The 21,961-nt window shown below is 72.0% G+C and carries 19 protein-coding genes; 7 read left to right on the top strand and 12 right to left on the bottom strand.

Features of this window, described 5'->3' with window-relative positions:
* Positions 1-9 precede the first annotated feature (9 nt).
* The 4 genes from ACIBQ1_RS41500 to ACIBQ1_RS41485 are packed head-to-tail and all read right to left on the bottom strand — an operon-like array spanning position 10 to position 3,750.
* Entirely contained in the window at positions 10-1,314 is a 1,305-nt protein-coding gene (locus tag ACIBQ1_RS41500; RefSeq protein ID WP_397285844.1) for an NAD(P)/FAD-dependent oxidoreductase, read from the bottom strand.
* Between the two features lie 4 nt (positions 1,315-1,318).
* Complete coding sequence (locus tag ACIBQ1_RS41495) at positions 1,319-2,101, bottom strand: amino acid ABC transporter ATP-binding protein (RefSeq protein ID WP_397285842.1); 783 nt, start codon at positions 2,099-2,101, stop codon at positions 1,319-1,321.
* Complete coding sequence (locus ACIBQ1_RS41490) at positions 2,098-2,817, bottom strand: amino acid ABC transporter permease (protein WP_397285840.1); 720 nt, start codon at positions 2,815-2,817, stop codon at positions 2,098-2,100. Before ACIBQ1_RS41490 ends, ACIBQ1_RS41495 begins: the two co-directional genes overlap by 4 nt.
* A gap of 12 nt (positions 2,818-2,829) precedes the next feature.
* Entirely contained in the window at positions 2,830-3,750 is a 921-nt protein-coding gene (locus ACIBQ1_RS41485; protein WP_397285838.1) for a substrate-binding periplasmic protein, read from the bottom strand.
* A 155-nt stretch (positions 3,751-3,905) separates the two neighbouring features.
* On the opposite strand from ACIBQ1_RS41485, the gene ACIBQ1_RS41480 reads away from it, so the two are divergent.
* The 3 genes from ACIBQ1_RS41480 (at position 3,906) to ACIBQ1_RS41470 (ending at position 6,239) form a co-directional block, all read left to right on the top strand.
* A complete protein-coding gene (locus tag ACIBQ1_RS41480) occupies positions 3,906-5,084 on the top strand; it encodes a CdaR family transcriptional regulator (RefSeq protein ID WP_397285836.1) in 1,179 nt (392 codons plus the stop codon).
* A gap of 99 nt (positions 5,085-5,183) precedes the next feature.
* Complete coding sequence (locus ACIBQ1_RS41475; protein WP_397285834.1) at positions 5,184-5,396, top strand: hypothetical protein; 213 nt, start codon at positions 5,184-5,186, stop codon at positions 5,394-5,396.
* A gap of 150 nt (positions 5,397-5,546) precedes the next feature.
* A complete protein-coding gene (locus ACIBQ1_RS41470; RefSeq protein ID WP_397285832.1) occupies positions 5,547-6,239 on the top strand; it encodes a hypothetical protein in 693 nt (230 codons plus the stop codon).
* Between the two features lie 10 nt (positions 6,240-6,249).
* Here ACIBQ1_RS41470 and ACIBQ1_RS41465 read toward each other — a convergent pair whose 3' ends face one another.
* Positions 6,250-6,870, bottom strand: coding sequence for a TetR/AcrR family transcriptional regulator (locus ACIBQ1_RS41465; RefSeq protein WP_397285830.1), 621 nt, complete (start codon positions 6,868-6,870; stop codon positions 6,250-6,252).
* 84 nt (positions 6,871-6,954) lie between these two features.
* Between ACIBQ1_RS41465 and ACIBQ1_RS41460 the strand changes: the two genes are divergently transcribed.
* Together ACIBQ1_RS41460 and ACIBQ1_RS41455 are read left to right on the top strand one after the other, a co-directional pair.
* Entirely contained in the window at positions 6,955-8,157 is a 1,203-nt protein-coding gene (locus tag ACIBQ1_RS41460) for a cytochrome P450 (protein ID WP_397285828.1), read from the top strand.
* A 103-nt stretch (positions 8,158-8,260) separates the two neighbouring features.
* A complete protein-coding gene (locus ACIBQ1_RS41455) occupies positions 8,261-9,160 on the top strand; it encodes a CHRD domain-containing protein (protein WP_397285826.1) in 900 nt (299 codons plus the stop codon).
* Between the two features lie 49 nt (positions 9,161-9,209).
* Here ACIBQ1_RS41455 and ACIBQ1_RS41450 read toward each other — a convergent pair whose 3' ends face one another.
* The 4 genes from ACIBQ1_RS41450 to ACIBQ1_RS41435 all read right to left on the bottom strand — a co-directional run bounded on the left by ACIBQ1_RS41450 (position 9,210) and on the right by ACIBQ1_RS41435 (position 13,628).
* Positions 9,210-11,234, bottom strand: coding sequence for a serine/threonine-protein kinase (locus tag ACIBQ1_RS41450; protein ID WP_397285823.1), 2,025 nt, complete (start codon positions 11,232-11,234; stop codon positions 9,210-9,212).
* Between the two features lie 86 nt (positions 11,235-11,320).
* Positions 11,321-11,872, bottom strand: a complete 552-nt coding sequence (locus ACIBQ1_RS41445) for a DUF1707 domain-containing protein (RefSeq protein ID WP_397285821.1) — start codon at positions 11,870-11,872, stop codon at positions 11,321-11,323.
* Positions 11,869-12,687, bottom strand: coding sequence for an ABC transporter permease (locus ACIBQ1_RS41440; protein WP_397285818.1), 819 nt, complete (start codon positions 12,685-12,687; stop codon positions 11,869-11,871). Before ACIBQ1_RS41440 ends, ACIBQ1_RS41445 begins: the two co-directional genes overlap by 4 nt.
* Entirely contained in the window at positions 12,684-13,628 is a 945-nt protein-coding gene (locus ACIBQ1_RS41435; protein ID WP_397285816.1) for an ATP-binding cassette domain-containing protein, read from the bottom strand. Before ACIBQ1_RS41435 ends, ACIBQ1_RS41440 begins: the two co-directional genes overlap by 4 nt.
* A 58-nt stretch (positions 13,629-13,686) precedes the next feature.
* Between ACIBQ1_RS41435 and ACIBQ1_RS41430 the strand changes: the two genes are divergently transcribed.
* Entirely contained in the window at positions 13,687-14,436 is a 750-nt protein-coding gene (locus ACIBQ1_RS41430) for a TetR/AcrR family transcriptional regulator (protein WP_397285814.1), read from the top strand.
* 152 nt (positions 14,437-14,588) lie between these two features.
* Positions 14,589-15,386: a hypothetical protein gene (locus ACIBQ1_RS41425; RefSeq protein WP_397285812.1), complete on the top strand. Its 798-nt coding sequence runs from the start codon at positions 14,589-14,591 to the stop codon at positions 15,384-15,386.
* A gap of 45 nt (positions 15,387-15,431) precedes the next feature.
* Here ACIBQ1_RS41425 and ACIBQ1_RS41420 read toward each other — a convergent pair whose 3' ends face one another.
* The 3 genes from ACIBQ1_RS41420 to ACIBQ1_RS41410 all read right to left on the bottom strand — a co-directional run bounded on the left by ACIBQ1_RS41420 (position 15,432) and on the right by ACIBQ1_RS41410 (position 21,952).
* The gene (locus ACIBQ1_RS41420) at positions 15,432-16,136 is read right to left on the bottom strand and encodes a BTAD domain-containing putative transcriptional regulator (RefSeq protein WP_397285810.1); all 705 of its coding nucleotides are present in this window, start codon (positions 16,134-16,136) and stop codon (positions 15,432-15,434) included.
* Positions 16,137-16,457: 321 nt separating this feature from the next.
* A complete protein-coding gene (locus tag ACIBQ1_RS41415; RefSeq protein WP_397285808.1) occupies positions 16,458-20,627 on the bottom strand; it encodes a DUF4157 domain-containing protein in 4,170 nt (1,389 codons plus the stop codon).
* Between the two features lie 2 nt (positions 20,628-20,629).
* Positions 20,630-21,952 (bottom strand): DUF6519 domain-containing protein, encoded by a 1,323-nt coding sequence (locus tag ACIBQ1_RS41410; protein WP_397285806.1) that lies wholly within the window; start codon positions 21,950-21,952, stop codon positions 20,630-20,632.
* Positions 21,953-21,961: the final 9 nt, after the last annotated feature.

Here is a 21,961-nt window from a genome sequence, read left to right as displayed (position 1 = left end):
CGTCCGGCTTCACCGCCGGCCCGGCCACGGCTCGGGCGCGGCGAACCGGTCGCAGCGGAAGGCTTCCAGCCCTTCCGGGCGGTGTCCCGTGATGACGTAGCCGGCCATGGCCTCGCCGGTCGCGGGTGCGAGGGTGATGCCGAGCATGCCGTGCCCGGTGGAGACGTACGCGTTGGGGACCGACGGGAGGCGGTCGAGGACGGGCAGGCCGTCCGGCAGCATGGGCCGCCCGCCGACCCAGGGGTCGTGGATCAGCGCCATGAGGTCGTCGGGGCTGTCGTACCAGGGGCCCAGGTAGTCGCGGCTGGCGCGGGCGATGGCCACCACGCGCCGCCAGTCGAGCCGCCGGTTGTTGCCGCTGAGCTCCATCGTCCCGGCGATGCGCGTGGTCCCGCCGATGGGCGAGATCGCGATGTGCTTGTCACCCAGGTAGAGGGGATGGCTCGGCGGCGAGCCGAGGTCGACGGAGAAGCTGTAGCCCTTGCCGGCCTGCAGCGGGAGCCGCAGTCCCAGCGTCCGCAGCAGGTCGGCGGACCAGGCGCCGGCCGCCACGACCGCCGCCGAGCAGTCGATGTCGCCGTCGGCGGTGCGCACCGCGCTCACCCGGCCGCCCCGCACCCGGAAGCCGCGCACGGCCACGTGCTCGGTGATGCTCGCTCCGCCCTTACGCAGGTGGGCGGCGAGGGAGTCGATCAGGGCGGTCGGGTCGAGCACGCCCTCCCCCGGCACGAGGTAGCCCGCCGCGACCTTGCCGCCGAGGACGGGGTCGAGGGCCGCGGCGTCGTCGCCGGTCAGGATCCGCTCGGGGACCTCGTAGCCCGTCCGGGACATGGCGCGCTGCGTGCGGTGGACGCGCCGGGCCTCCTCCAGGGAGGTGTACGCGTGCACCAGGCCGGGCCTGGTCAGGGTGGTGTCGACGCCGTCCGCGGCCAGTTCGCCGAAGCGGTCGAAGGCGGTGCGGGCGAAGCGCGCGACGGCGGCGTACCCGTGCTCGAAAGCCTGCCGCCGGCAGCTGCGCCGGAACATCAGCAGCCAGCGCGCGAACGCGAGGGTGGGCTGGGGACGCAGGTAGAAGGGCGAGTCCGGCCTGCCGATGGAGCGGGCGGCGTGCGCGATGACGCCCGGGGCGGGCACCGGGGCGGAGTGGCTCAGGCAGACCCAGCCCGCGTTGCCCCGGGAGGAGCCGCCGCCGACGGGGCCGCGGTCCACCACGTGCACCGCCACGCCCTGGCGTCGCAGGTAGAAGGCGGTGGACAGGCCGATGGCGCCGGCCCCGACGATGACGACCGGGTTCTCGCCGGACACTGTGGTCACGTGGTCACCTTTGCCCGAAGGAACTGAGGAAGGCCCTGGTGCGCTCCTGCCGCGGGCGGTCGATGACCTCCTGCGGCGGCCCCTGCTCGATGATCCGGCCGCGGTCGAGGAAGACCACCTCGTCGGAGATCTCCCTGGCGAAGGCGACCTCGTGCGTGACGATCATCATGGTCATGCCGTCGTCGGCGAGCGCGCGCATGACGCGGAGCACCTCGCCGGTGGATTCGGGGTCGAGCGCGGAGGTGGGCTCGTCGAACAGCAGCACGGCCGGTTGGAGCGCGAGCGCCCGCGCGATGGCGACCCGCTGCTGCTCGCCGCCGGACATCTGGTCGGGAAAGGCGAGCGCGCGGTGCGCCAGGCCGACGCGGCGCAGCAGCCGTACGGCGGTGGCCACCGCCTCGTCCTCGGCGATGCGGGCGGCCTTCATCTGCGCCAGGACGATGTTCTCCACGGCCGTCAGGTGGGGGAACAGGTGGAAGCGCTGGAAGACCATGCCGACGCGCTGCCGCAGCCCGGCGAGGTCGGTGCGCACCGGCCGGTCGCCGTGGAAGATCGGCTCCCCGGCCAGCTCGATGGTTCCCCGGTCGGGCCGTTCCAGCAGGTTCACGCAGCGCAGCAGCGTGCTCTTGCCGCCGCCGCTCTGGCCGAGGATGCTCACGATCGCGGCGGGGCGTACGTCGAAGCTGACGTCGTCGAGCACCGGGCGGCCGTCGAACGCCTTGCGCAGGCCGCTGATCCGCACGACCGGCGCGGTCTCCAGGGCCGGTTGGGCGAGTTGCGGGTTCATGACGCCTCCAGGGCTTCCAGCAGGGCGCGGGCCTTGCGCAGGCGGCGGCGCCTGCCGGACAGCAGCGGCGTGCCCGCCTGGATGCGCCGCTCCAGCCACAGCAGCGCCTGCGACAGGGGATAGCACAGCGCGAAGTAGATCGCGGCGATGACGAGGTAGACCTCCAGGGCACGGAAGGTGTCGGAGGTGATGAGCTGGGCCTGGGTCATGAGCTCGGCCGCCGAGATGGTCACGAGCAGCGACGTGGACTTGAGCAGGTCCACCAGCATCGTGCTGGTGCCCGGCAGGGCCAGCCGGAGCGCCTGGGGCAGGATCACGTGGGCGAAGGCGCCGGTCGGGCTCATGCCCAGCGCCTGGGCGCTCTCCAACTGGCCGGCCTGCACGCCGGCCAGGGCGGCGCGGAAGATCTCCGACAGGTACGCGCCGTAGAAGATCACCAGGCTCAGCGCGCCCGCCTCGATCGTCCCGAGCCTGATCCCGATGGAGGTCAGGCCGAAGTAGGTGACGAAGATGATGGCCAGCAGGGGGATGTTCTTAAACACTTCGGTGTAGATCGTCGCGGGCAGCCGTACCAGGCGCAGGCGGCTCATGCGCAGCAGCGCGAGGAGCAGCCCCAGGACGACGGCTCCGGCGAAGCCGAGCGCGGCATACTCAAGGGTGCGCAGCAGGCCCTGGAGCAGCGCGCCGGTGTAGTCGGACCACGGCACCTCGAACACGTCGGATCTCCGTTACATGGTGGGGGGCTGCCAGTCGGCCGGCCGGTCGACGCCGCGGCGCTGCCCGGCCATCCACGGGGACGGCTTCAGGAACTGCGCGGAGTCGCCGCCGTACTTCTTCACCAGGGCGGCCATCTCCCCGTTGGCGTACATCTGCCGGATCTCCTTGGAGACGGCCTGCTCCAGCCCGGGCTCCTGCTTGGGGATGTAGAAGCTGGTCATGTACGGCCGCAGGTACTCGTACGACGCGTTCTCCTTGACCTCCGCGTCGGTGGGAGCGGCGAGGTAACGCGTGCTGAACTTCATGTCGGGACGTTTCTGCTGGGTGTAGATGATGAGCAGCGGGTCCAGGAAGCCCACCTTGATGCGGCCGGCCGACAGGTCGTTGAAGACGCCGTTGGCGTCCGGGTAGGCGTGCAGCTTGGCGCCGGGGATGGCCTGGATGGACTTCACCCAGACGTACCCCGTGACCGTGCCGAGCGGGAGCCCGGCGAGGTCCTTGACGGTCGAGTAGCTCTGGTCGCCGTGGACCGCCATCGCCGGCGGGGAGTAGTACGGCGGGTCGGTGAACAGGCCCTGGGCCTGCCGCTCCTTCGACCAGGCGATGCCGCCGATCGAGATGTCCACCCGGCGGGCCTGCACGTTGCCCAGCATGCCGCTGAAGTCGGTGACCTGGGGTTCGAGCCGCAGGCCCAGCTTCTTGGCGACCGTCTGGAGGATCTCGCTGTCGATGCCGACCAGGTCCTCGCCCCTGACCGCCGTGTACGGCATGTACGGCTGGACGGCTACCTTCAGCACCCCGGGTTCGAGGGTGCCGTACGTGTTCGCGACCGTCTGCTCCGCCGCGTCGTCGCCGCACGCCGTGAGCGGGGCGAGCGCGACCAGCGCGAGGGCCGCGCCGAGAACGTTCCTCCGGCGCCTTGTCCACCACATAGTCCCGACCTCCATTCCGGAATCGCCCCCGACCTGGCCTTTCTTCGAATAGGACCACGTTAAAGGGGGTTAACTCCGGCGTCATTGGATGATAAGTACGTAGATGTCGACCTTTGTGGTGTTGAATTCGTACGATTCGCATGAAGGCAGGTCTCATGGCGACGTCCGGTCACGCGTGGCCGCCGATCCTGACGCCCGCGCTCGCGCAGGGCATCGCCGGCGACACCAGCGACATCATCGGCTTCAACGTCCTGATCACCGACCGGCACGGCACGGTCATCGGCAGCGGCGACAGCAGCCGCCTCGGCTCGTTCCACGAGGCGTCCGTCGAGGTCATGCACACGCTGGAGCCGGCCGCCCACTCCGGCGACCAGGCCCGCAGGCTGCGGGGAGTGCGGCCCGGGATCACCCTGCCGATCGTCATCGACGGCCGCGCGGTCGGCACGGTCGGGATCACCGGCTCCCCCGCCCAGGTGAAGCGGTTCGGCCTGGTCGTCAAGCGCCAGACGGAGATCCTGCTGCAGGAGTCGATGCTGCTGCGCTCGCGGATGTTGCGCGAACGGACCATGGAGGACCTGCTCCGCGACATCATGCAGTTCGACCCGGACGTGGCCGACCCCGGCGAGCTCATGGCCAGGGCGCAGGAGCTCGGCTTCAACCTGGGCCAGCCGCACGCGGTCGTGCTCATCGAGATCAGCGAGGCCCCCGGGCACGGGGACGGCACGGACTCCCGGCCGGGCCTGCTGCGCGTCATCCGGGAGGTCTTCTGCGGCCCGCAGGATCTCGTCGCCTCCGTGGCGGGCGGCCGCTACGCCGCGCTACGCCGGACCTCCGCCCCCGCCGATCCGCGCCCGCTCGCCGACCGGCTGGCCGACCGCATCCGGCAGAGCGCCGGGCTGCAGGCCAGGATCGGCCTCGGCGGCAGCGCCTCCTCCGTCCCTGAACTGCACGCCTCCTTCGCCGACGCGGCGGCGGCGCTGCGCCTCGGCCCCCGCGTCCGCCCCGGCTCGCCGGTGCACGCCATCGACGAGCTACGCGTGCACCAGGTGCTGGCCGCCGCCCCCTCGACCGCCCGCCTGCGCCTGGGCGAGGTCTTCACCGCCGAGCTGCGCGAGCGCCCCGAGTGGCCCGCCCTGCGGCAGACGATCATCGCGTTCTGCGAGAACGGGTTCAACCTCGTCAAGGCCGCCTCGGCCCTGAACATCCACCGCAACACGCTGCTCTACCGCCTCGACAAGATCGCCGCGCTGTCCGGCCACAGCGGCGACGACCACGTGGCCCGGCTCGGCATGTACCTGGCCTGCGTCGCCGACCAGGTCGACCACCCGGCATAACCCCACAAACCCCGACACCTTTTCTGACCTGCAACAACATCCCGAACAACCACGGGCAACCAAGCATCAAACCCGGCAGACGACAACACCGGGAGCACCATGAAAACTGGTACGAAAGCCACCCTCGCCGTCCTCACTGGCGCCCTCACCACGACCGCCACGTTCCTCCTCACCGCCGCCCTCAGCCCCATCCCGGCCCCCACCCAGCCGGTCCTCCGCTGCTCGGGCGGCAGCGCCTCGCACCCCGGCGAGCGGATATGCCACCACGCCCCCGTCGACCGGCCTCGCGAGCTCAGCTCAGCCCGGCCATGACCCGCCGCGGGGCGTAGCGCGCGGCCGTCGGGCGAAAGTTTCACACCGGGTTGACTCGGCGAGTCGACAAGCGGAAAGTGTGTCTCGTTCGGTTGTTAATTTGGATGACAACCAAACTAAAGACAGGGCAGAGGCAGAAGGGACCAAGCAATGCGCAGGATCGTGCGTTCAGCCGTACCCGTTTGCGTACTGGCGATGATCATCGGCCTCTTCGCCCCGCCCGCGCTGGCCGCGACCTGGTCCTCCAGCGACCAGTGGGGCACCTGGTCCAACGGCGGCTACACGCTCTACAACAACATCTGGGGCGGCGGCGCCGGCCCGCAGACCATCTGGGCGAACTCCTACAGCAACTGGGGCGTGTGGGCCAACCACCCCAACACCGGCGGGGTGAAGTCGTACCCGAACGCCACCAGGTACGTCGGCAAGCGCATCAGCGCCCTCGCCCGCGCCACCAGCAGCTTCAACGTCACGGTGCCGAACGGCGGTTCGTACGCGACGGCGTACGACATCTGGGACTCGGCGAACGCGTACGAGATCATGCTCTGGATGAACAAGCACGGCGCCGTCGGCCCGCTCGGCTCCCGCCAGACCAGCGCCACGGTGGGCGGGCACAGCTGGGACGTCTACCGGGGCAGCAACGGCGCGAACCAGGTCTTCTCGTTCGTCAGGACCGGCAACACCAACTCCGGCACCGTGGACATCAGGGCGGTGCTCAACTGGCTGCGCACCAACGGCTGGATGGGTGACGTGACGCTGGGCAACGTGCAGTTCGGCTACGAGATCACCTCCTCCGGCGGCGGGATGGACTTCGTCACCAACAGCTTCTCGGTCACCGCGAGCTGAGCGCCCCGGGCTAGGCCGGGTCGTCTCCGCGATAGACGGCCATCAGCAGCGGGCGCGTCAGGGCGGCCATCTCGGCGGGTGTGCGCGGGCAGCCGTGCTGAAGCCAGTCGGTGGCGACGCCGATGAGCGCGCCCGCCGTGAACGCGGCGGGCACGTCATGCGGAGTCCCGGCCGTGTAGTCGGTCAGGACGTCGCCCCCCGTGGCGGCGCGGCGCGCGCCGGTGTAGGCCGCGACGGTGGCGCGGCGGCGCACGTGGTCGATGACGCGCGCGCTCCCCTGGGGCCCGAGCACGCTGCGGTAGAGGCCGGCGTGCTCGTCGAGGTGGGCGAAGAAGGTCAGCAGCGTGTCGGGAGCCGGGTGCGGGACGTCCCCGGCGCCGGGGTCCGGGATGGCCTCGACCAGGTCGTCGATCATGGTGGTGCAGGCCGCCTCGGCCAGTTCGTGCACGTCACGGTAGTGGTCGTAGAACGTGGAACGGCTCACCCCGGCGCGTTCGGCGACGTCGGCGACGCTGATCCGGGACAGGTCGCGGTCCTGCACGAGGTCGATCAGCGTGCGTTGCAGGGCTGACTGGGTGCGGCGCACCCGCGGGTCGCTCAGGTCGCTCTTTCTGTCTCTGGTGAGGGCCACGCCTCAGTGTACTGTGACCTACATCTGTAGGTTAGCCTACAGATGTAGGGAAGTTTGGGAATGGCACGCTGATTGGGGACAACCGTGACCGCTGACTCCGCTGAGACGCTCCAGATCACCCGCACCTGCCCGTACGCCCCGCCCGAGCAGCACCTTCGCCTGCTGCGCGAGCAGCCGGTCTCCAAGGTCATGCTGCCGGGCGGTTCGGCCGCCTGGGTCGCCGCGCGCTATCAGGACATCCGTACGGTCCTGAGCGACCCGCGTTTCAGCGCCGACCGCCGCCATCCCAACGCGCCCAGGCTGAGCGGCGAGATGGCGTCCGCCGACTCGCCGCTGCCCAAGATGATGCTGGAGATGGATCCGCCGGAGCACGGCCAGGCGCGTCGCGCGGTGATCGGGGAGTTCACCGTCAGGCGCATGGCGGCGCTGCGGCCGCGCATCCAGCAGATCGTGGACGAGCACCTGGACGCCATGCTGGACGGCCCGCGCCCGGTCGACCTGGTGTCGGCATTGGCCCTGCCGGTGCCCTCGCTGGTGATCTGCGAGCTGCTCGGCGTGCCGTACGACGAGCACGACTTCTTCCAGACGCACTCCGCGCAGTTGCTCAACCGCGCCATCACGGCGCAGGAGCGGCAGCACGCGGCCTTCGAGCTGGTCGTCTACCTGGACAAGCTGATCAGGGCCAAGGAGGAGGACCCGACCGACGACCTGCTCGGCCGCCAGGTGATCAAGCAGCGCGAGAGCGGCGAGGTGGACCACAGCGCGCTGCTCAGCCTGGCATTCCTGCTGCTGATCGCCGGGCACGAGACCACGGCGAACATGATCTCGCTGGGCACGTACATGATGCTGCGCCACCCCGAGAAGCTCGCCGCGCTGCGCGAGGACCCGGCCAAGACGCCGGGCGCGGTCGAGGAGCTGCTGCGGCACTTCACCATCGCCGAGTTCGCGATCATGCGGGTGGCCACCGAGGACGTGGAGCTCGGCGGCACGGTCATCCCCGCAGGGGAAGGCGTGCTCACGCTGGCCCACGCCGGCAACCGCGACCCGGAGGTGTTCGAGGACGCCGACTCGTTCGACATCGAGCGCGACGCCCGCAGCCACCTGGCGTTCGGCTACGGCCCGCACCAGTGCCTGGGCCAGAGCCTCGCCCGCGTGGAGCTGGAGATCGTCTTCAACACCCTGTTCCGGCGGATCCCCGGCCTGCGGCTGGCCGTGCCCGACGAGCAGCTTTCATTCAAGGACGAGGCCAGCGTCTACGGCATGCACGAGCTGCCCGTCACCTGGTAAGGCCGCGCGGGGCGGCAGCAGATCACCTTCGCGGTTGAACCAAGGTCAGGTATCGGCCCGTACCTCCCAGGAGTAACCACCAACCGACGAACAAGGGCCGATCATGAACAAGCGCACCCTCGCTCTTCCTGGCCTGGCCATGACCACGGCATTGCTCGCCGTCCCCGCGCCCCCAGCCGCCGCGCAATCCAGCACCCCCATCTACCTGGCCGCCAGCCTCGCCGGCAAGAACGAGGTGCCCGCCGACGGCACCAAGGTCGGCGACAACGACGGCGCCGCCCTGGCCGTCTTCCGCATCCACGGGCAACGCGTCGACTACGCGGTCCGCTGGAGCAACGTCAACGCGCCCAGCGGCTTCCACATCCACAAGGGCACCAGCGGCCAGAACGGCGATGTCGTCATCCCCTTCATCACCACCGCCCTGCCGCCCCAGCTCCACGCCATCAAGGGCACCGTCAAGGTCAAGGACACCAACCTCCTCGCCCGCATCCTCAACAATCCGCAGGGCTGGTACGCCAACCTGCACAACACCGAGTTCGGCGGCGGCGCCGTCCGCGCCCAGCTCACCCGCATCCGCCCCGTCGCCCTGGAAAGCATCCTCGCCCACGGCTTCGGCCGCACCCTGACCACCCGCGCCGACGGCAAGCAGGAGGTCCCCGCCCCCGGCACCAAGGTCGGCGACCACAACGGCCGCGCCGCCTGGCTCGTCCAGCCCGAAGGCGACCGCGTCTGGTTCGCCGCCACCTGGAAACACGTCGACACCCCCACCGCCGCCCACGTCCACCGCGCCCCCAAGGGCGCCAACGGCCCCGTCGTCGTGCCCTTCTTCGAAGCCAAGAAGGGCCTGCCCCCCAGCGTCAACGGCCTGGCCGGCAGCTCCACCACCGACGCCGCCACGGCCCGCCGCATCTGGAAGAACCCCAAGAACTGGTACGCCAACCTGCACAACGCCAAATTCCCCGGCGGCGCCGTCCGCGGCCAGCTCTACGCCGGCGACTGGTAGAAGACCCTGAAACGAGGGGGGCCCTGCTCGGGGCTCCCCTCGGGTCCTCTCACGGGGACGGGTACGGGGAGCCCAGGCTCCAGACCCGGACCTTGCCGTCGTTCCCCCCGGAGACCGCCACCGGGCGGCCGTCCAGCTGCCCGATCGCCACCGCTTCGATCAGGCCCCGGTGGTCCTTGAAGGGCTCGCCGATCGGCCTGCCGGTCGCCAGGTCCCACACCCGTACGGTCTGATCGTCGTAGCCGCCGGAGACCACAATCGGGCGGCCGTCGCCCAGCTGCCCGGCGGCCAGGCCGAGCGCCCAGCTCCGGTGGCCCCTGAAGGGCCGGCCGAGCTGCGCGCCCGAGGCCAGATCCCAGACGCGTACCGTGTGATCGCCCTTCCCGCCGCCGGTGACCGCCACCGGATGACCGTCGAGTCGCGCCACCGTCGCCGACTCGACCGGCCCCTGGTGAGCGTCGGCGAGCCTGGAGAGGGGGGTGCCGGTGGCCAGGTCCGCGATCAGGACGGTGCCGTCGACGTCCCCGGAGACCACCGCCGGGCGGCCGTTCACCTCGCCCACCGCCACGGACAGCACCCAGCCGCGGCCGCTGCCGGCAGGTTCGCCGACCGGCTCGCCGGTGGCCAGGTCCCAGACCCGCACCGTGCCGTCGAGACCGCCGGAGACCGCTACCGGGCGACCGTCCAGGTGCCCGACCGCCACCGATTCGACCGAGCCCCGGTGGCCGCGGAAGGGTTCGCCGACCGGCTCGCCGGTGGCCTGGTCCCAGACGCGTACGGTGCCGTCGAGACCGCCGGAGACGACGACCGGGCGGCCGTTCACCTGCCCCGTCGCCACCGACCAGACCGCCTCCCGATGCCCCCTGAACGGCGCGCGGAGGGGTGCGCCGGTGGCGAGATCCGAGATCAGCACCGTGCCGTCGTAGCCTCCCGAGGCCACCACGGGGCGGCCGTCCCGCTGTCCCACCGCCAGCGACAGCACCCACGGCTGCCAGCCGCTGACGGGCTCGCGGACCAAGGCGCCGAACGGCACGCCCGTCGCGGAGGGCTTCGGGGTCGCAGTGGTCCCGGGGAGGATCTTGGTCAGGGCGGGCGTCAGCCACAAGGCCACGGGGACCATGAGGGCGACGGCCGCCGCCGCGAGCACCTTCGCCAGGCGGGCCGGGCGGCGGCGACGCGGGACGTTTCCCGGTGGCGCGGCGTTTCCCAGTGGCGGGGCGTTTCCCAGTGGCGCGGCGTCTCCCGGTGGCGCGCCCGTCTCTTGGAGGGGGGTCTCGTGGGTGAGCGCGGTGAACAGGTCGGTGACGCTCGGCCGGGCCGCGGGATCCTTGGCCAGGCCGGCCGCCAGGAGGGGCCGCAGGCGGTCGGGGACACCCGACAGGTCGGGCTCGCGGGTCATGATCGCGTTGAGGACGCCCGCGGTGACCGTCCCGGCGAAGGCCCGGTGCCCGCTGGCGGCGTACACCATGGTCGCGGCCCAGGCGAACACGTCCGAGGCGGCCCCGGCCGGCTCCCCGTTGAGCTGTTCGGGCGCCAGGTAGGCCGGGGTGCCGATCAGGCCGGATCCCGTGGTGGAGTGGTCCAGCACGCGGGCGATGCCGAAATCGATGACGACGGGCCCCTCCTGGCCCATGATCACGTTGCTGGGCTTGAAGTCCCGGTGCACGATGCCGGCGCGGTGGATCGCGTCCAGCGCGACCAGGGTGGTGATCGCCAACCGGTCCAGCCCGCCGCCGGTGCGCGGCCCCTCCCGGGTCACGAGCTCGTCCAGGGACGGGCCCGGTACGTACTCGCTGACCAGGTAGGGTGCCCGGTCGGCGACTCCGGCGTCGACGACCCGCGCCGTGCAGAACGCCGCCACGGACCGGGCGATCTCGCTCTCGCGCAGGAACCGTTCCAGGGCCTCGGCGTCGGAGGCCGGCTGGGCGTGCAGCGTCTTGACGGCCACCCGTCGTCCCGAGGGGGCCCGTCCCAGATAGACGACCCCCTGCCCGCCGACGCCCAGCACCCCGATCAGTCGATAGTCCCCGATCTGCCGGGGGTCGTTCGCGGCCAACGGGCGCGGACCAGACATGAGGCAATCTTCTCCTGGGCTCAGGGAGGATCTACTCAGCTGCTCAAAAGGTATATGTCCACCCGATGTTTGCCTATCAGGGGCCCTCAGCGCCGCGCGTGGCGGATCTTCAACCGTCCCATCCCCATGGCGCCGGAGATCCGGATCCTCGGCCCGCCGGGGCGGGAGCTCCGCCGGGTCTGGTAGATCGGGTCCCTCCACCCGGTACGCAGACCCTCGACGTCGACGATCGCGTCGCGCGGCACCGTGATCCTGGCCCTGCCGGTGCCGAGCCGCAACTCGATGTCGACCACCGGATGCTCGATGATCGCCCGGGACAGGTCAAGGTGCACCCTTCCGAGCGCGGACTCGACCCTGAGGACCCGGGGGATCCGCCAGGCGCCGCGCCGCACGATCCGCCCGCCGACGGCGGTGATCGTGGCCGTGGTGTCCGCGTCCTCCTCCGGGAGCGGGGCCAGAGCCGTTACGAGCTCGCCGTGCATCCTGGCGGTGAGCACCTGTTGAAGCCGCGCGTCCATCTCCTCGTACGAGATGAGCCCTCCGGCGTACGCCTCCTGAACGCGCCGCACGCCCGTGTCGCGGTCGTCGTCGCTGATCGGCGGCGGCCGGTGGTCCGGCCCGCCGGCCCGGGCCGTCACCGTCCCCTGCGCTGGTAGGCGCGGATCGACAGCGGCACGAACACCAGCAGCAGCGCGGCCGACCAGAGCAGGACGGCGGCCACCGGATGCGCGAGCGGCCAGGACACGTCGCCGGACGGGGCGCCCGGGTTGCCGAACAACTCCCGTGAGGCGGCGGTGAGCGCGCTGACCGGGTTCCAGTCGGCCAGGAAGCGCAGCCAGCCCGGCATCCCGCCGGTCGGGACGAACGCGTTCGACAGCATCGTGAACGGCAGGCCCAGCGGCACCATCGCGTCGGCGGCCTGGTCGTTCTTCACCGCCAGGCCCAGATAGACGCCCACCCAGCTCAACGCGTACCGCAGCACGATCATCAACAGGAACGCCTGGGCCGTGGGGATCAGGCCGCGGTGCGGCTGCCAGCCCACCAGCAGGCCCGCGCCCACCATGATGGCCAGCATCAGCAGGCCGGTCAGCAGGTCGGCGCCGGTCTGCCCGAACGGCACCGCCAAGCGCGCCATCGGCATGGAGCGGAACCGGTCCATCACGCCGCGGGAGGAGTCGGCGGCCATCCGCGTCATGACCCCCAACCACGCGGAGAAGGTCACCATCGCGAACAGGCCGGGCATGAGGTACTCGCGGTAGTCGCCGCCGCCCGGCACCTGGATCGCGCTGCCGAAGACGTACCCGAACAGCACCACCATGACGGCCGGGAAGAGCAGCGCGGCGACGATCTGCCCAGGTTCCTGCCGCAGCCGTCCCAGCTCGCGGCCGACCAGGGTCAGCCCGTCGGTGAACGTCCAGCCCAGGCTGCGCAGCGGTGAGGTGAGGGTGGTCATCGGACGGGCTCCTTGCGGTCGGTGAGGCGCAGGAACACCTCGTCGAGGGTGGGACGGCGCAGCCGCACGTCGGCCGCGGCGACTCCTGCGTGGTCGAGCTCGCGCACGATGTCGGCGAGCCGGAGGCCGCCGGCGGGCAGGACGGCGCTGAGCCCGTCGGCGCCCGTCGGCGTGGGATCGGTGCCGGCGAGGGTGTTCAGGACGGTCATCGCCGCCGGCAGCGCGGCGGGGTCTTCGAGGACGACGTCGAGGCGGTCCCCGATCGTGGCCTTCAGCTCGTCGGGCGTGCCGGCGGCGACCACCTGCCCGTGGTCGATGACGGCGATGTCGTCTGCCAGCTGGTCGGCCTCGTCCAGATACTGCGTGGTGAGCAGCACCGTGGTGCCATCGGCCACCAGCTCGCGGACGCTGTCCCAGATTTCGCCGCGGCTGCGCGGGTCCAGGCCGGTGGTGGGCTCGTCCAGGAAGAGCACCTTGGGGCGCAGGATGAGGCAGGTGATCAGGTCGAGTCGGCGGCGCATGCCGCCGGAGTAGCCGAGAACCGGTCGGTCGGCCGCGTCCATCAGGCCGAAGCGCTCCAGCAGCTCGTCGGCGCGCCGGTGCGCCTGGCGGCGGGGCAGGTGGTAGAGGCGCCCGAACATGCGCAGGTTGCCCCGGCCGGTGAGCTTCTCGTCCACGGCGGCGTACTGGCCCGCGAGCCCGATCTGCTCGCGCACCTTGCCGGCCTCGCGGACGACGTCGTATCCGGCGATGCGGGCGTGCCCGGCATCGGGATCGGACAGGGTCGCCAGGATGCGCACCGCGGTCGTCTTCCCGGCGCCGTTCGGCCCTAATACGCCGCAGACCGTCCCCGCCGGGACGCTCAAGTCCAGGCCGCGCAGTGCATGGGTGTCGCCGAAGGACTTGTGCAGCCCCTCGGCGACCACGATCGGATCCGCCATGTTCCCTCCACTGGGTACGTTGTACGCGGTTTCGGGTCAGGTTAGATTACTGGGTACTATGTACGCAACTGGGGAGGAGGAGACGGTGGCCGACGCCGAGTACGTGAACATCTGGATGCGGCCCGAACGCCCCGCCCGCGGGCCGAGGCCGGTCTACAGCCGCGCCCAGATCACAGAGGCAGCGATCCGGATCGCCGACGCCGAGGGCCTGGAGGCCGCCACCATGCGGCGGATCGCCGCCGAGATCGGCGCCGGCGCGATGTCCCTCTACCGGTACGTCCCGAGCCGCGACAACCTGGTCGAGCTCATGGCCGACCGGCTGATGGGCGAGATCGACGTCACGGGCATGCCCTCGGGCGACTGGCGCGCCGACCTGGCCCGCTACGCCGACGAACTGCGGGCCATGTGGCTGAGGCACCCGTGGATCGCCACCGTGCAGCGGTCACTCCCCAGCTTCGGCCCCAACCAGTTGCTCTTGATCGAACGGCTGATGGGAGTGCTCGACGCCTTCGTCCCCATCGACGAGAACCTCGGCCTGATGACCCTGCTGAACAGCTACATCGAGGGCACCGTCCGCGAGGAGATCAGCTCGGCCGAGGAGTTCCGCCGCAGCGGGCTCAGCGAGTCGGAGTGGATGGCGCGGAGCTACCCGTACATCGACCAGCTGGTGAAAAGCGGGGAGTACCCGATCTTCACCAAGATCGTGATGGAGGCGCGCCAGCCGCACCTGAGCCGCGCCGACCAGTTCCGGTACGGGCTCCAGCGCGTCCTCGGCTGCATCGCCGCAGCCCTCCCACCGGCACCCTGAGCCGATCTCATGCCGGCCTGATCGATAAGGCGTTCGACCATGGGCGTATTGGTCGGCTACTTCACGGCGGGCTCCGACGAGCCGGCCGGCGGCAGCACCGCACTCACCCGTTCGGCGACCCGGTCGAAGATCACGTCAGTCGCCCCTGAGGGTTGCTGGAACCGCTGGTCACGGAGCTCACCGCGGGCGATCCTCGCGCTTCGCCGCTCTTCGCCGGTCGGCTCCAGGGTGAACCGCTCAGCAGGCCGGGCCAACGGCCTGACCCAGCTGGGGCAGGCCGCCGGCACGGGCTGCTGGCGATCATCCTGTTCACCGCGTTCCTGAACTTCCCGTTCGCCATGGTCGAGGTCCTGGCCACGCCGCTGCTGCACAGCCTCACCGACACCCGCGGCCTGGGCGTGGCGCTCTCGATGACCGGCATCGGGCTCCTGCTGGGCAGCCTGATCATGACGGTGACCGGCGGCCTGGCACGGCGCACCAACGGCATCCTCGGCTCCTTCATGGCGCTGGGGGTCGCCTTCGCCGTCATCGGGATCGCGCCCCACCCGGCGCTGCCCGCGATCGGGCTCTTCCTCGTCGGGCTGCTCACCGCGCTCCTGAACGCGCACTGGTTCTCCATCGTGCAGCAGAAGGTCGGGCTCGACCTGCAGGGCCGGGTCATCGCGACCAACCTGATGCTCAGCTGGGCGCTGGTGCCGGTCGGGTTCCTGCTGGCCGGGCCGCTGGTGGAGCAGGTCTTCAACCCCATCGCCGGCTCCGCGCACGGCCGGGGGATCGCCCTGCTCACCATCGTGGCGGGCGCGGTGACCGTGCTGATCGGCCTGGCGGCCTTCCGCTACCGGCCGGTCCGCTATCTGGAGGACGAACTTCCCGACGCGACCCCCGACGCGGTGATCATCGCCGACAAGGACCGGATCCAGCGGGAGGCCGACAAGCAGCTGGTCGCCTGAACCCTTCCCCCCTTCCCCGGTACGGCCGCGTACCGGGGAAGGGGGTCAGATCGGCGCCGGGAGCTCCACCAGGCGCATGAACTCGGGGCTCGGCCGGACCTTGATCTCCCGCCACAGCAGCTCCGTGAACGCCCGCACGGCGCGGACCGCCTCGACCAGGTTGCCCTCGGCCAGGTGGATGCGCACGACCAGGCGCTGGGAGCTCTCGCGCAGCGGCTCGTACTCGACGGCGCCCAGCGCGAGGTCCAGCGCCCGGCCGTAGGCGCCGCGGGCGAGCTGGTGCTCGGCCATGGCCTCCAGGGTGTGCAGCTGGAGTTGGCGGACGCGCTCGCGGACGGTGACCACCCACTCGTCGTACCAGCCGGGCAGCAGCACGCCGCGCGGCGGCACCCAGGCGCCCTCGTCCTCGGCCTGCGCCGGTCGCCGCACGTGCAGCCGCCTGCTCAGCGCCTGCAGCTCGTCGACGTCGACCGAGACCCGCGAGTCGAGCCGCACGGCCGGCCCGCGCGTGACGATCAGCCCCGGGCAGGCCCTGCCGACCCGCCAGAGCGTGGTGCGGAGGTCGGCCTGCGCGTGGGCCTCGGTGGAGTCGGGCCACAGGCTGCCTGCGGCGAAGTCACGCGTCGCGGTGCCGTGCAGGCCGAGAAAGGCGACCAGCCGCCGAGCGCTGTGCGGGAGCTCGCCCCACCGTGCACCGCCCGTATCAGCGCATGCCGACACCTCGAAGGTGCCCAGCAGACGCAGGCTCACCGACCCCTCCGGCCGTGCATCGTACGCCGCGACAGCAGATGCGCTGTCCATCGGGCGCCCCTCCCATGCACGAACAGATCCCCCTGGGTTTTATGTCTTCCGCAGATGATCTGTCAATAGGTTATTACCGAGGGCGGTCACGAAAAGGACGGGGGTCGGTCGGGAATTACCCGATAGGCACTGATCCAGGCATCGGATCGGCCATGAACTGGGCTTTCGAGCCAAACTCCGGCGGCGAATCGGCCCGTTTACCGCCGTTGACGCCAGCTTGATAATGCCGAAATTGCATTTATCCGAGCGACACTCGTAAACGACCGCGGCTCACCCGAATTTGGTCAGTTCCGGGTGGCGGCGCAGCTCCTCATAGGTCTTTCTGTCGGGGGTGTGTTCGTCGGCGCGCGAGCCGTCCTCGCCGCGTTCGCGGTAGACCTCGCGAAGCTGGGCGACCAGCGGATCCCACTGCGTGTAGACCGGCTTGAGCTTGTTGAGCGCCTGGATGACGGAGATGACATCCGGACCCCGGTACCACGGCGGATGTTCGAGCTCCTTGCGCACCTTGTCGAAGATCGCTCTCTCCTGCTCCCGCAGCGTCAGCAGGGCGGGGATCAGGCTCCCGATCCTGGCGTTGCGCTCCTCCATCGCCTCGGCCGCGGCGTCGGGGACGGGGGCGGGGGCGGGGGGAGGTCCGATCGTCTCCTTTTGCGCAGGCGCGGGCGGCAGAGCCGCCTTCAGCTTGCGCAGCTCGGCGCGGATCTCCGTCTGGCGGTCCCCGATCCTGCGCAGCATCTCGGCCACCGCCGCCACGTCGGTGAACTGCTCGGAGGCGGCCGTGATGGCTTTGGCCGCCTTGTCGAGCCGGGCGTTGTCGGTCTTGAGCCCCGACTGGGCCTCCTCGAAGGCTCCGGCGGCGGCGCGGGCCTTGAGCTGGGCGACCCGGTCACCCACCACGATCGTCTCGAACGCCTCCCGCTCCTTGGCCAGCTCGGCCGGCCAGTCGTAGCGGACGCCGCCCTCGGCCTGGCCCTGCGGCCGGACCACCGCCTGCACCGCCTCGGACGCGCGGTCGTTGTCGCTGGCGTACTCGGCGAGCGCGCGGCTCATCGCCTCCCTGTCCCCGCCGCCGGCCGCGATCCTGCGGCCGAGGCGCTGCCAGTCCTGGAAGCTCGCGACCCGGCCGCGGAAGGCGTGGTTCCACCTGCCCGGTTCCCGGGAGATCGACGCGATGGTCGCGAAGTCGTCGTCCGACAACTTCATCCCGATCACCTCGGTGCGGGACTGCAGCAGCTTGCTGCCGCCGGTGGCCAGTTTGAGCGCGCTGGCGATGGGCGTCTGGTCGGCGGCGGAGGCCAGCGCGCGGGCCGAGGCCCCCAGGTCGGTCTCCGAGGTCGTGGTGCTGACGTCGCCCGTGGCCTTGTTGCCGGGGCCGACCGCGGCGGTGACGGCCTGCTCGGTCCGGTACACGAGCTGGGGGCCCGGCGCCGCTGCGGAACCGGCGCCCTGGGGACTCTGCGCCGTCCCGAAACCGGCGCCGCCGCCCGTCGCCCCGGAGAACAGCTTGTGCGTGCCCGTCTCGTCGACGACGGTCTTCTCGGCGTAGGCGTGGGTGGTCGAGATCGACGCCTCCAGCCCCGCGATGCCCACCTTGGGGGTCAGCGTGCTCGACCAGCCGGTGGCGGACTCCGTACCCGCCACTCTGGTGGGGTCGGCCGCGGCCAGGGCGGCCAGCCCGGCCGCGTCGTCGACCGCCAGGACCCGGTCGAACCTGAGCTGGTAGTCCGGGTCGCCCGGGTTGAGGCGGAAGGTGACGGCCCTGCCCTCCGACGTCGTCCTGCCGTAGGTGAGGCCGCCGCTCACGGCTCCCGCCGAGCCGGACGCGCCGACGGACCTCTCGGTCTCCGACACCACCTCGACCGTGACGAGCACGGCCCCGTCCCGGCGCGCCACCGTGCGCTTGAGCGACTTGCTCCTGCTGTAGGAGACCTCGGCGCCGACCGGCGACCTGCCTGCCGCGGTCAGGCCGAGCGAGCCGCCGGCGCCCCGCCTGGCCTCCAGGCTCGCCTGGTCGCCCTCGCCGAGCTTGGCCGCCTCTGCGGCCGACAGCGGGGCGGCCAGGGTGGTGAGCAGCTGCCGCGCGTCGTCGACGCTGCCGCGCGCGACGAGGCCGACGACCTTCAGCTCCTGCTCCGCGCCGCCCGACCCGTCGCGGGCCAGGTCCCCGAGGTAACGCCTGGTCTCCTCCGCGCTGAACCGGTGGACGAACGTACCGGTCACCGACCCCGTGACCGACAGCGACGCGCTCGCCGTGCCTTTCCGTCCCGCCCCGCCGCCCAGCGTGCCGGAGGCGCCGATCGTGACGGTCACCATGAGCTGGTACGCCGGCGGCTCCGTCCCCTCCACCCGGGTGGCCTTCACCACCACCCGGGCGTTGCCCGCGACGGACCTGGTCGTGGTGAAGCCGTTGCCGTACGCGGTGGTCCGCTGCGCGCTCGCCGACCCCAGCCCGCCGAACCCCTCGGGACCGGCGACGATGCCGGCGCTCGCCTGGCGGCCGGTCTGGGTGCCCTGCTGGAGCCTGCCCTCCTCGTCGAAGGTGCCCTGGGCGGTGTCCTTGCTGCGGGTGAGCGTCAGGCTGCCCTCGTTCCGCCGCACCGCCGTCCCTGTCGTGCGTTTGGTCGTGGCCTCCGCCTTGCTCCGGTCCCCCTCGGGGGGAGCCTGGACCCCGGGCACGGGGGCCGCGGTCGCCTTCGGCGCCTTACCAGGCGCGGGGGCGGGCACAGTCGCCGGGGCGGGGGCGGGGGCGGGGGCGGGGGCAGGGGCAGGTGCCGGGGGCTTGGCCAGTCGGGGGGCGGGGGCCTGCTGAGGAGGCTCCGGTTTCGGCTTGGCCTTGGGCGCCTTCGGCTGGGCCTGTGCCTGCTGGAGGATCTCGTCGTCCGCGTCGGCCGGGATCGGGAGGGCCTTGGGGGGCGGCGGCTTCGGGAGCGGGGCCGGCTGGGGCTTGACCGGGGGCGCGGGCGCGCCGGTGGGCGGGGCTCCCGGCGGGCGGCGTTGCTCGACGACCGGTTCGGGCCGCGGCGGCCTGGGCGGGAGCTTCTTGATGGCCTCCAGAGCCGGGGAGATGTTCGCGGGGACGTGCTCGCGCACCGGGTCCTTGCCCCGGGGAGTGCCGATGGCGGCACCGGCCAGCCCGAGCTTGGCCGCGCAGTGCGGGCAGATGTTGGAGCTGGCGCCGACCGCGACCAGCTTGAGCTTGTGCTTGGCCGCGTAGGCGATCAGCCTCGCCTCCGCGTCCTTGAGCGCCTGCTGCGCCGAACGCCTGCGCTGCGGCTCGTCCGACTCCGACGTCTCCCCTTCGGCGGCCCCGCCCTCGTGCTGGTCGGCGAGATGCGGTCCCGGCCGGGACACCGGATCGGTCTTCCGCACCACTCCCGACTGGGGCACCGGTTCGGACTCCGGCGCCGCCTCGGACTCGGGTGCGGGCTCGTGGGCGAGCGCGAGCGCCGACCCGGGCGTGGGCACCGGAGCGGGGCCCGTGGAGGGAGCCGTAGAAGGGGCCGCGGCCGGCGACGGGCCGGGCTTGGCGGCCGGGGCCGGTGCGGCGGGTTCGGCCGGTACGACCTTGAGCGCGGGAGCCTCCGGCTTCTGCTTCTTCTGGCGTACGGCCTTGACCCACGTCTCCCCCTCCCCCAGCTCGACGAGCTTGCGGCGGTTGCCCCTGGAAGTGGTGACGAGCTGGTGCAGGTTGCCTTCCTCGTCCACGCCGTAGCCGACGCCGACGGTGATGTCACCCCGGAAGGAGCCCTCGGCCGCCGCGCGGCGCTCCTCGGGGGTGCGTTCGTCGACCGGCAGCGGCTTGCCCTCTTTCTCCGCCTTGGCGGCCTTCGCCGCCTGGGCGGCGTCCCACCGGGCGAGGCTCTTCTGGACGACACCCTCCATCAGCTCGCTCGCCCGCAGGTCGGCCGCGTCCTGGAACTCCCGCAGCCGGGCGAGCGCCTCGACGTCCTCCGGGCTCGCGGGGCCGCCCGTCTCCTCCGCCATGGCCAGCCCGACCGACGCGCTGCCGCCCACGGACACGGGACCGCTCTCTGGGCCGCTCTCATGGGCCACCGCGTCGGCCGCCGCGTGGGCGGCGGCTTCGAGCCCGGCGTGGCGGGTCGGCCGCGGGCCCGCGCCGCCGCGCTGCTGGATGACGTGGGCCAGCTCGTGGGCGAGCAGGTGCCTGCCGTCGGGGGTGTGCGGCGCGAACCTGCCGGGGCCGAAGACGATCTGCTCGCCCACGGTGTACGCGCGGGCGCCCAGCTGTCGCGCCGACTTCGCGGCCGGGCCGTCGGAGTGCACCCTGACCTGGCTGAGGTCCTGCCCGAACCGCTGCTCCATGCCCGTACGCGTCACCCGGTCCAGCGGCTCCCCCCGGCGCGCCAGTTGCCTGCGCGCGGCGTCCGGGACAGGTGCCGCGGCCCGCGCGGGGTCGGCGCGTCTGTCGTTGGCCGCCATAGTCACAGGCCGTGCGTGAGCGGCAGCGCGAACGACGTCCGCCAGCCGGTGACCCCGTCACCCTCGACGACGGCCAGCGGCGCGTAGTGGTAGGCCACGCCGTGCGGGCCGCGTCCCTGGGGGTGGTGCCAGATGACGTCGCCCAGCGTGCGCCGCGCGGGGAAGACCCAGTAGTCGCCCGTGCGGTAGCGGTGCGGGTGGCCGCGTTCGCCGGCGAGGAAGCGCACCTCGACGCCGCGTTCCAGCGGTATCCACCCGGCGTCCTTCCTGGCCGCCTGCGCCTCGGTCACCGGTACGGCCCCGTCGGGGGACTTGTCGGGCGGCGTGTGGTCCCAGCGCCGCAGGTACGGGTGACGGCGCCGGTCGGTCGCGGGCGGCGGCGCGTCCAAGGTCACGGTCGACAGCTCCACGTCCACGTCGACCACCTGGCGCAGCGGCGCCGCCGGGCGCGGCCAGCCCAGCTCGCGGCGCAGCGAGACCGCGTCGTCCACGGCCTCCACCCACTGGCCGATCTCCAGGGTGGTGTGCCGGTCGCGCCCCAGGCTGCTCACCTGGACCACGGGCCCGTCGCTCGCGAGGATCGGGTAGATCACCGAGCCGTTGTCGCGCGACCAGGCGAAGCTCGCCCCTTCCCGGGCCGTGCCTCCGTCGCGGATCTCCACCCGGTAGAGCTGGTTCTCCCCGGTGTACCCCGCGTCGGACGGCGCGGTGCACGGGTCGTCGTCGGCCTCGTGCGGGCGTGTGGCCCGTACCTGGAGCGCTCCCCGGTGCTCCGTCGACGCGGCGGCGGCGATCCAGTCGGCGACCCAGGTCTCCAGCGACACGTCGCCGGTCGGCACGGGCACGGCGCGCACCTGCCAGACCACCTGCGCCCGGCTGCTGGTGTCGGGGTGGTGCGGGCCGAGCGCGGGCTCGTGCAGCCTGGGGTCCTCCACCTCGGTGACGTGCCGCTCCCAGACCTTGAGGTACACCAGGTACCTGCCCTTGGGCAGCCTGTCGGCCCCCGCGACGTCCAGCACGGCGTGCGGCTGCTTGGCGTAGGTGGTCTCGGCCGGGTTCTCGACGCCGATGCCGGCCACGTAATAGCGGCCCGCCCCGATGGTGAAGTCGGCCGCGGCCGGGTTGCCGACGGCGAAGCCCAGCCTGGGCCCCGCCGGCCCCGCGTGGGGACCCATCAGGTCGGCCAGCGCGCCGCGCAGCTGGTGCAGCAGGATCGCGGTCTGCTCGTTGCGGTTGGCGTCCAGGCCGACCCTGCCTTGCAGGTCGAAGACGGCGGAGTAGCCGCGCTCCGGCGAGAAGGTGAGGTTGGAGAAGTCTCCGTGCACAGCGGGCTC

Origin of the sequence: Nonomuraea sp. NPDC050153, assembly GCF_044460125.1 — a bacterium.
GTDB lineage: Bacteria > Actinomycetota > Actinomycetes > Streptosporangiales > Streptosporangiaceae > Nonomuraea.
Note: the sequence above shows the minus strand (reverse complement) of the source record. Positions and strands in the feature narration are given on the sequence as shown.

Coding starts and splice junctions, on each gene's coding strand:
- ACIBQ1_RS41495 (WP_397285842.1), bottom strand. CDS start 2,101: ATGAACCCGCAACTCGCCCAACCGGCCCTGGAGACCGCGCCGGTCGTG.
- ACIBQ1_RS41485 (WP_397285838.1), bottom strand. CDS start 3,750: ATGTGGTGGACAAGGCGCCGGAGGAACGTTCTCGGCGCGGCCCTCGCG.
- ACIBQ1_RS41480 (WP_397285836.1), top strand. CDS start 3,906: ATGGCGACGTCCGGTCACGCGTGGCCGCCGATCCTGACGCCCGCGCTC.
- ACIBQ1_RS41475 (WP_397285834.1), top strand. CDS start 5,184: ATGAAAACTGGTACGAAAGCCACCCTCGCCGTCCTCACTGGCGCCCTC.
- ACIBQ1_RS41470 (WP_397285832.1), top strand. CDS start 5,547: ATGCGCAGGATCGTGCGTTCAGCCGTACCCGTTTGCGTACTGGCGATG.
- ACIBQ1_RS41455 (WP_397285826.1), top strand. CDS start 8,261: ATGAACAAGCGCACCCTCGCTCTTCCTGGCCTGGCCATGACCACGGCA.
- ACIBQ1_RS41450 (WP_397285823.1), bottom strand. CDS start 11,234: ATGTCTGGTCCGCGCCCGTTGGCCGCGAACGACCCCCGGCAGATCGGG.
- ACIBQ1_RS41440 (WP_397285818.1), bottom strand. CDS start 12,687: ATGACCACCCTCACCTCACCGCTGCGCAGCCTGGGCTGGACGTTCACC.
- ACIBQ1_RS41435 (WP_397285816.1), bottom strand. CDS start 13,628: ATGGCGGATCCGATCGTGGTCGCCGAGGGGCTGCACAAGTCCTTCGGC.
- ACIBQ1_RS41430 (WP_397285814.1), top strand. CDS start 13,687: ATGTACGCAACTGGGGAGGAGGAGACGGTGGCCGACGCCGAGTACGTG.
- ACIBQ1_RS41415 (WP_397285808.1), bottom strand. CDS start 20,627: ATGGCGGCCAACGACAGACGCGCCGACCCCGCGCGGGCCGCGGCACCT.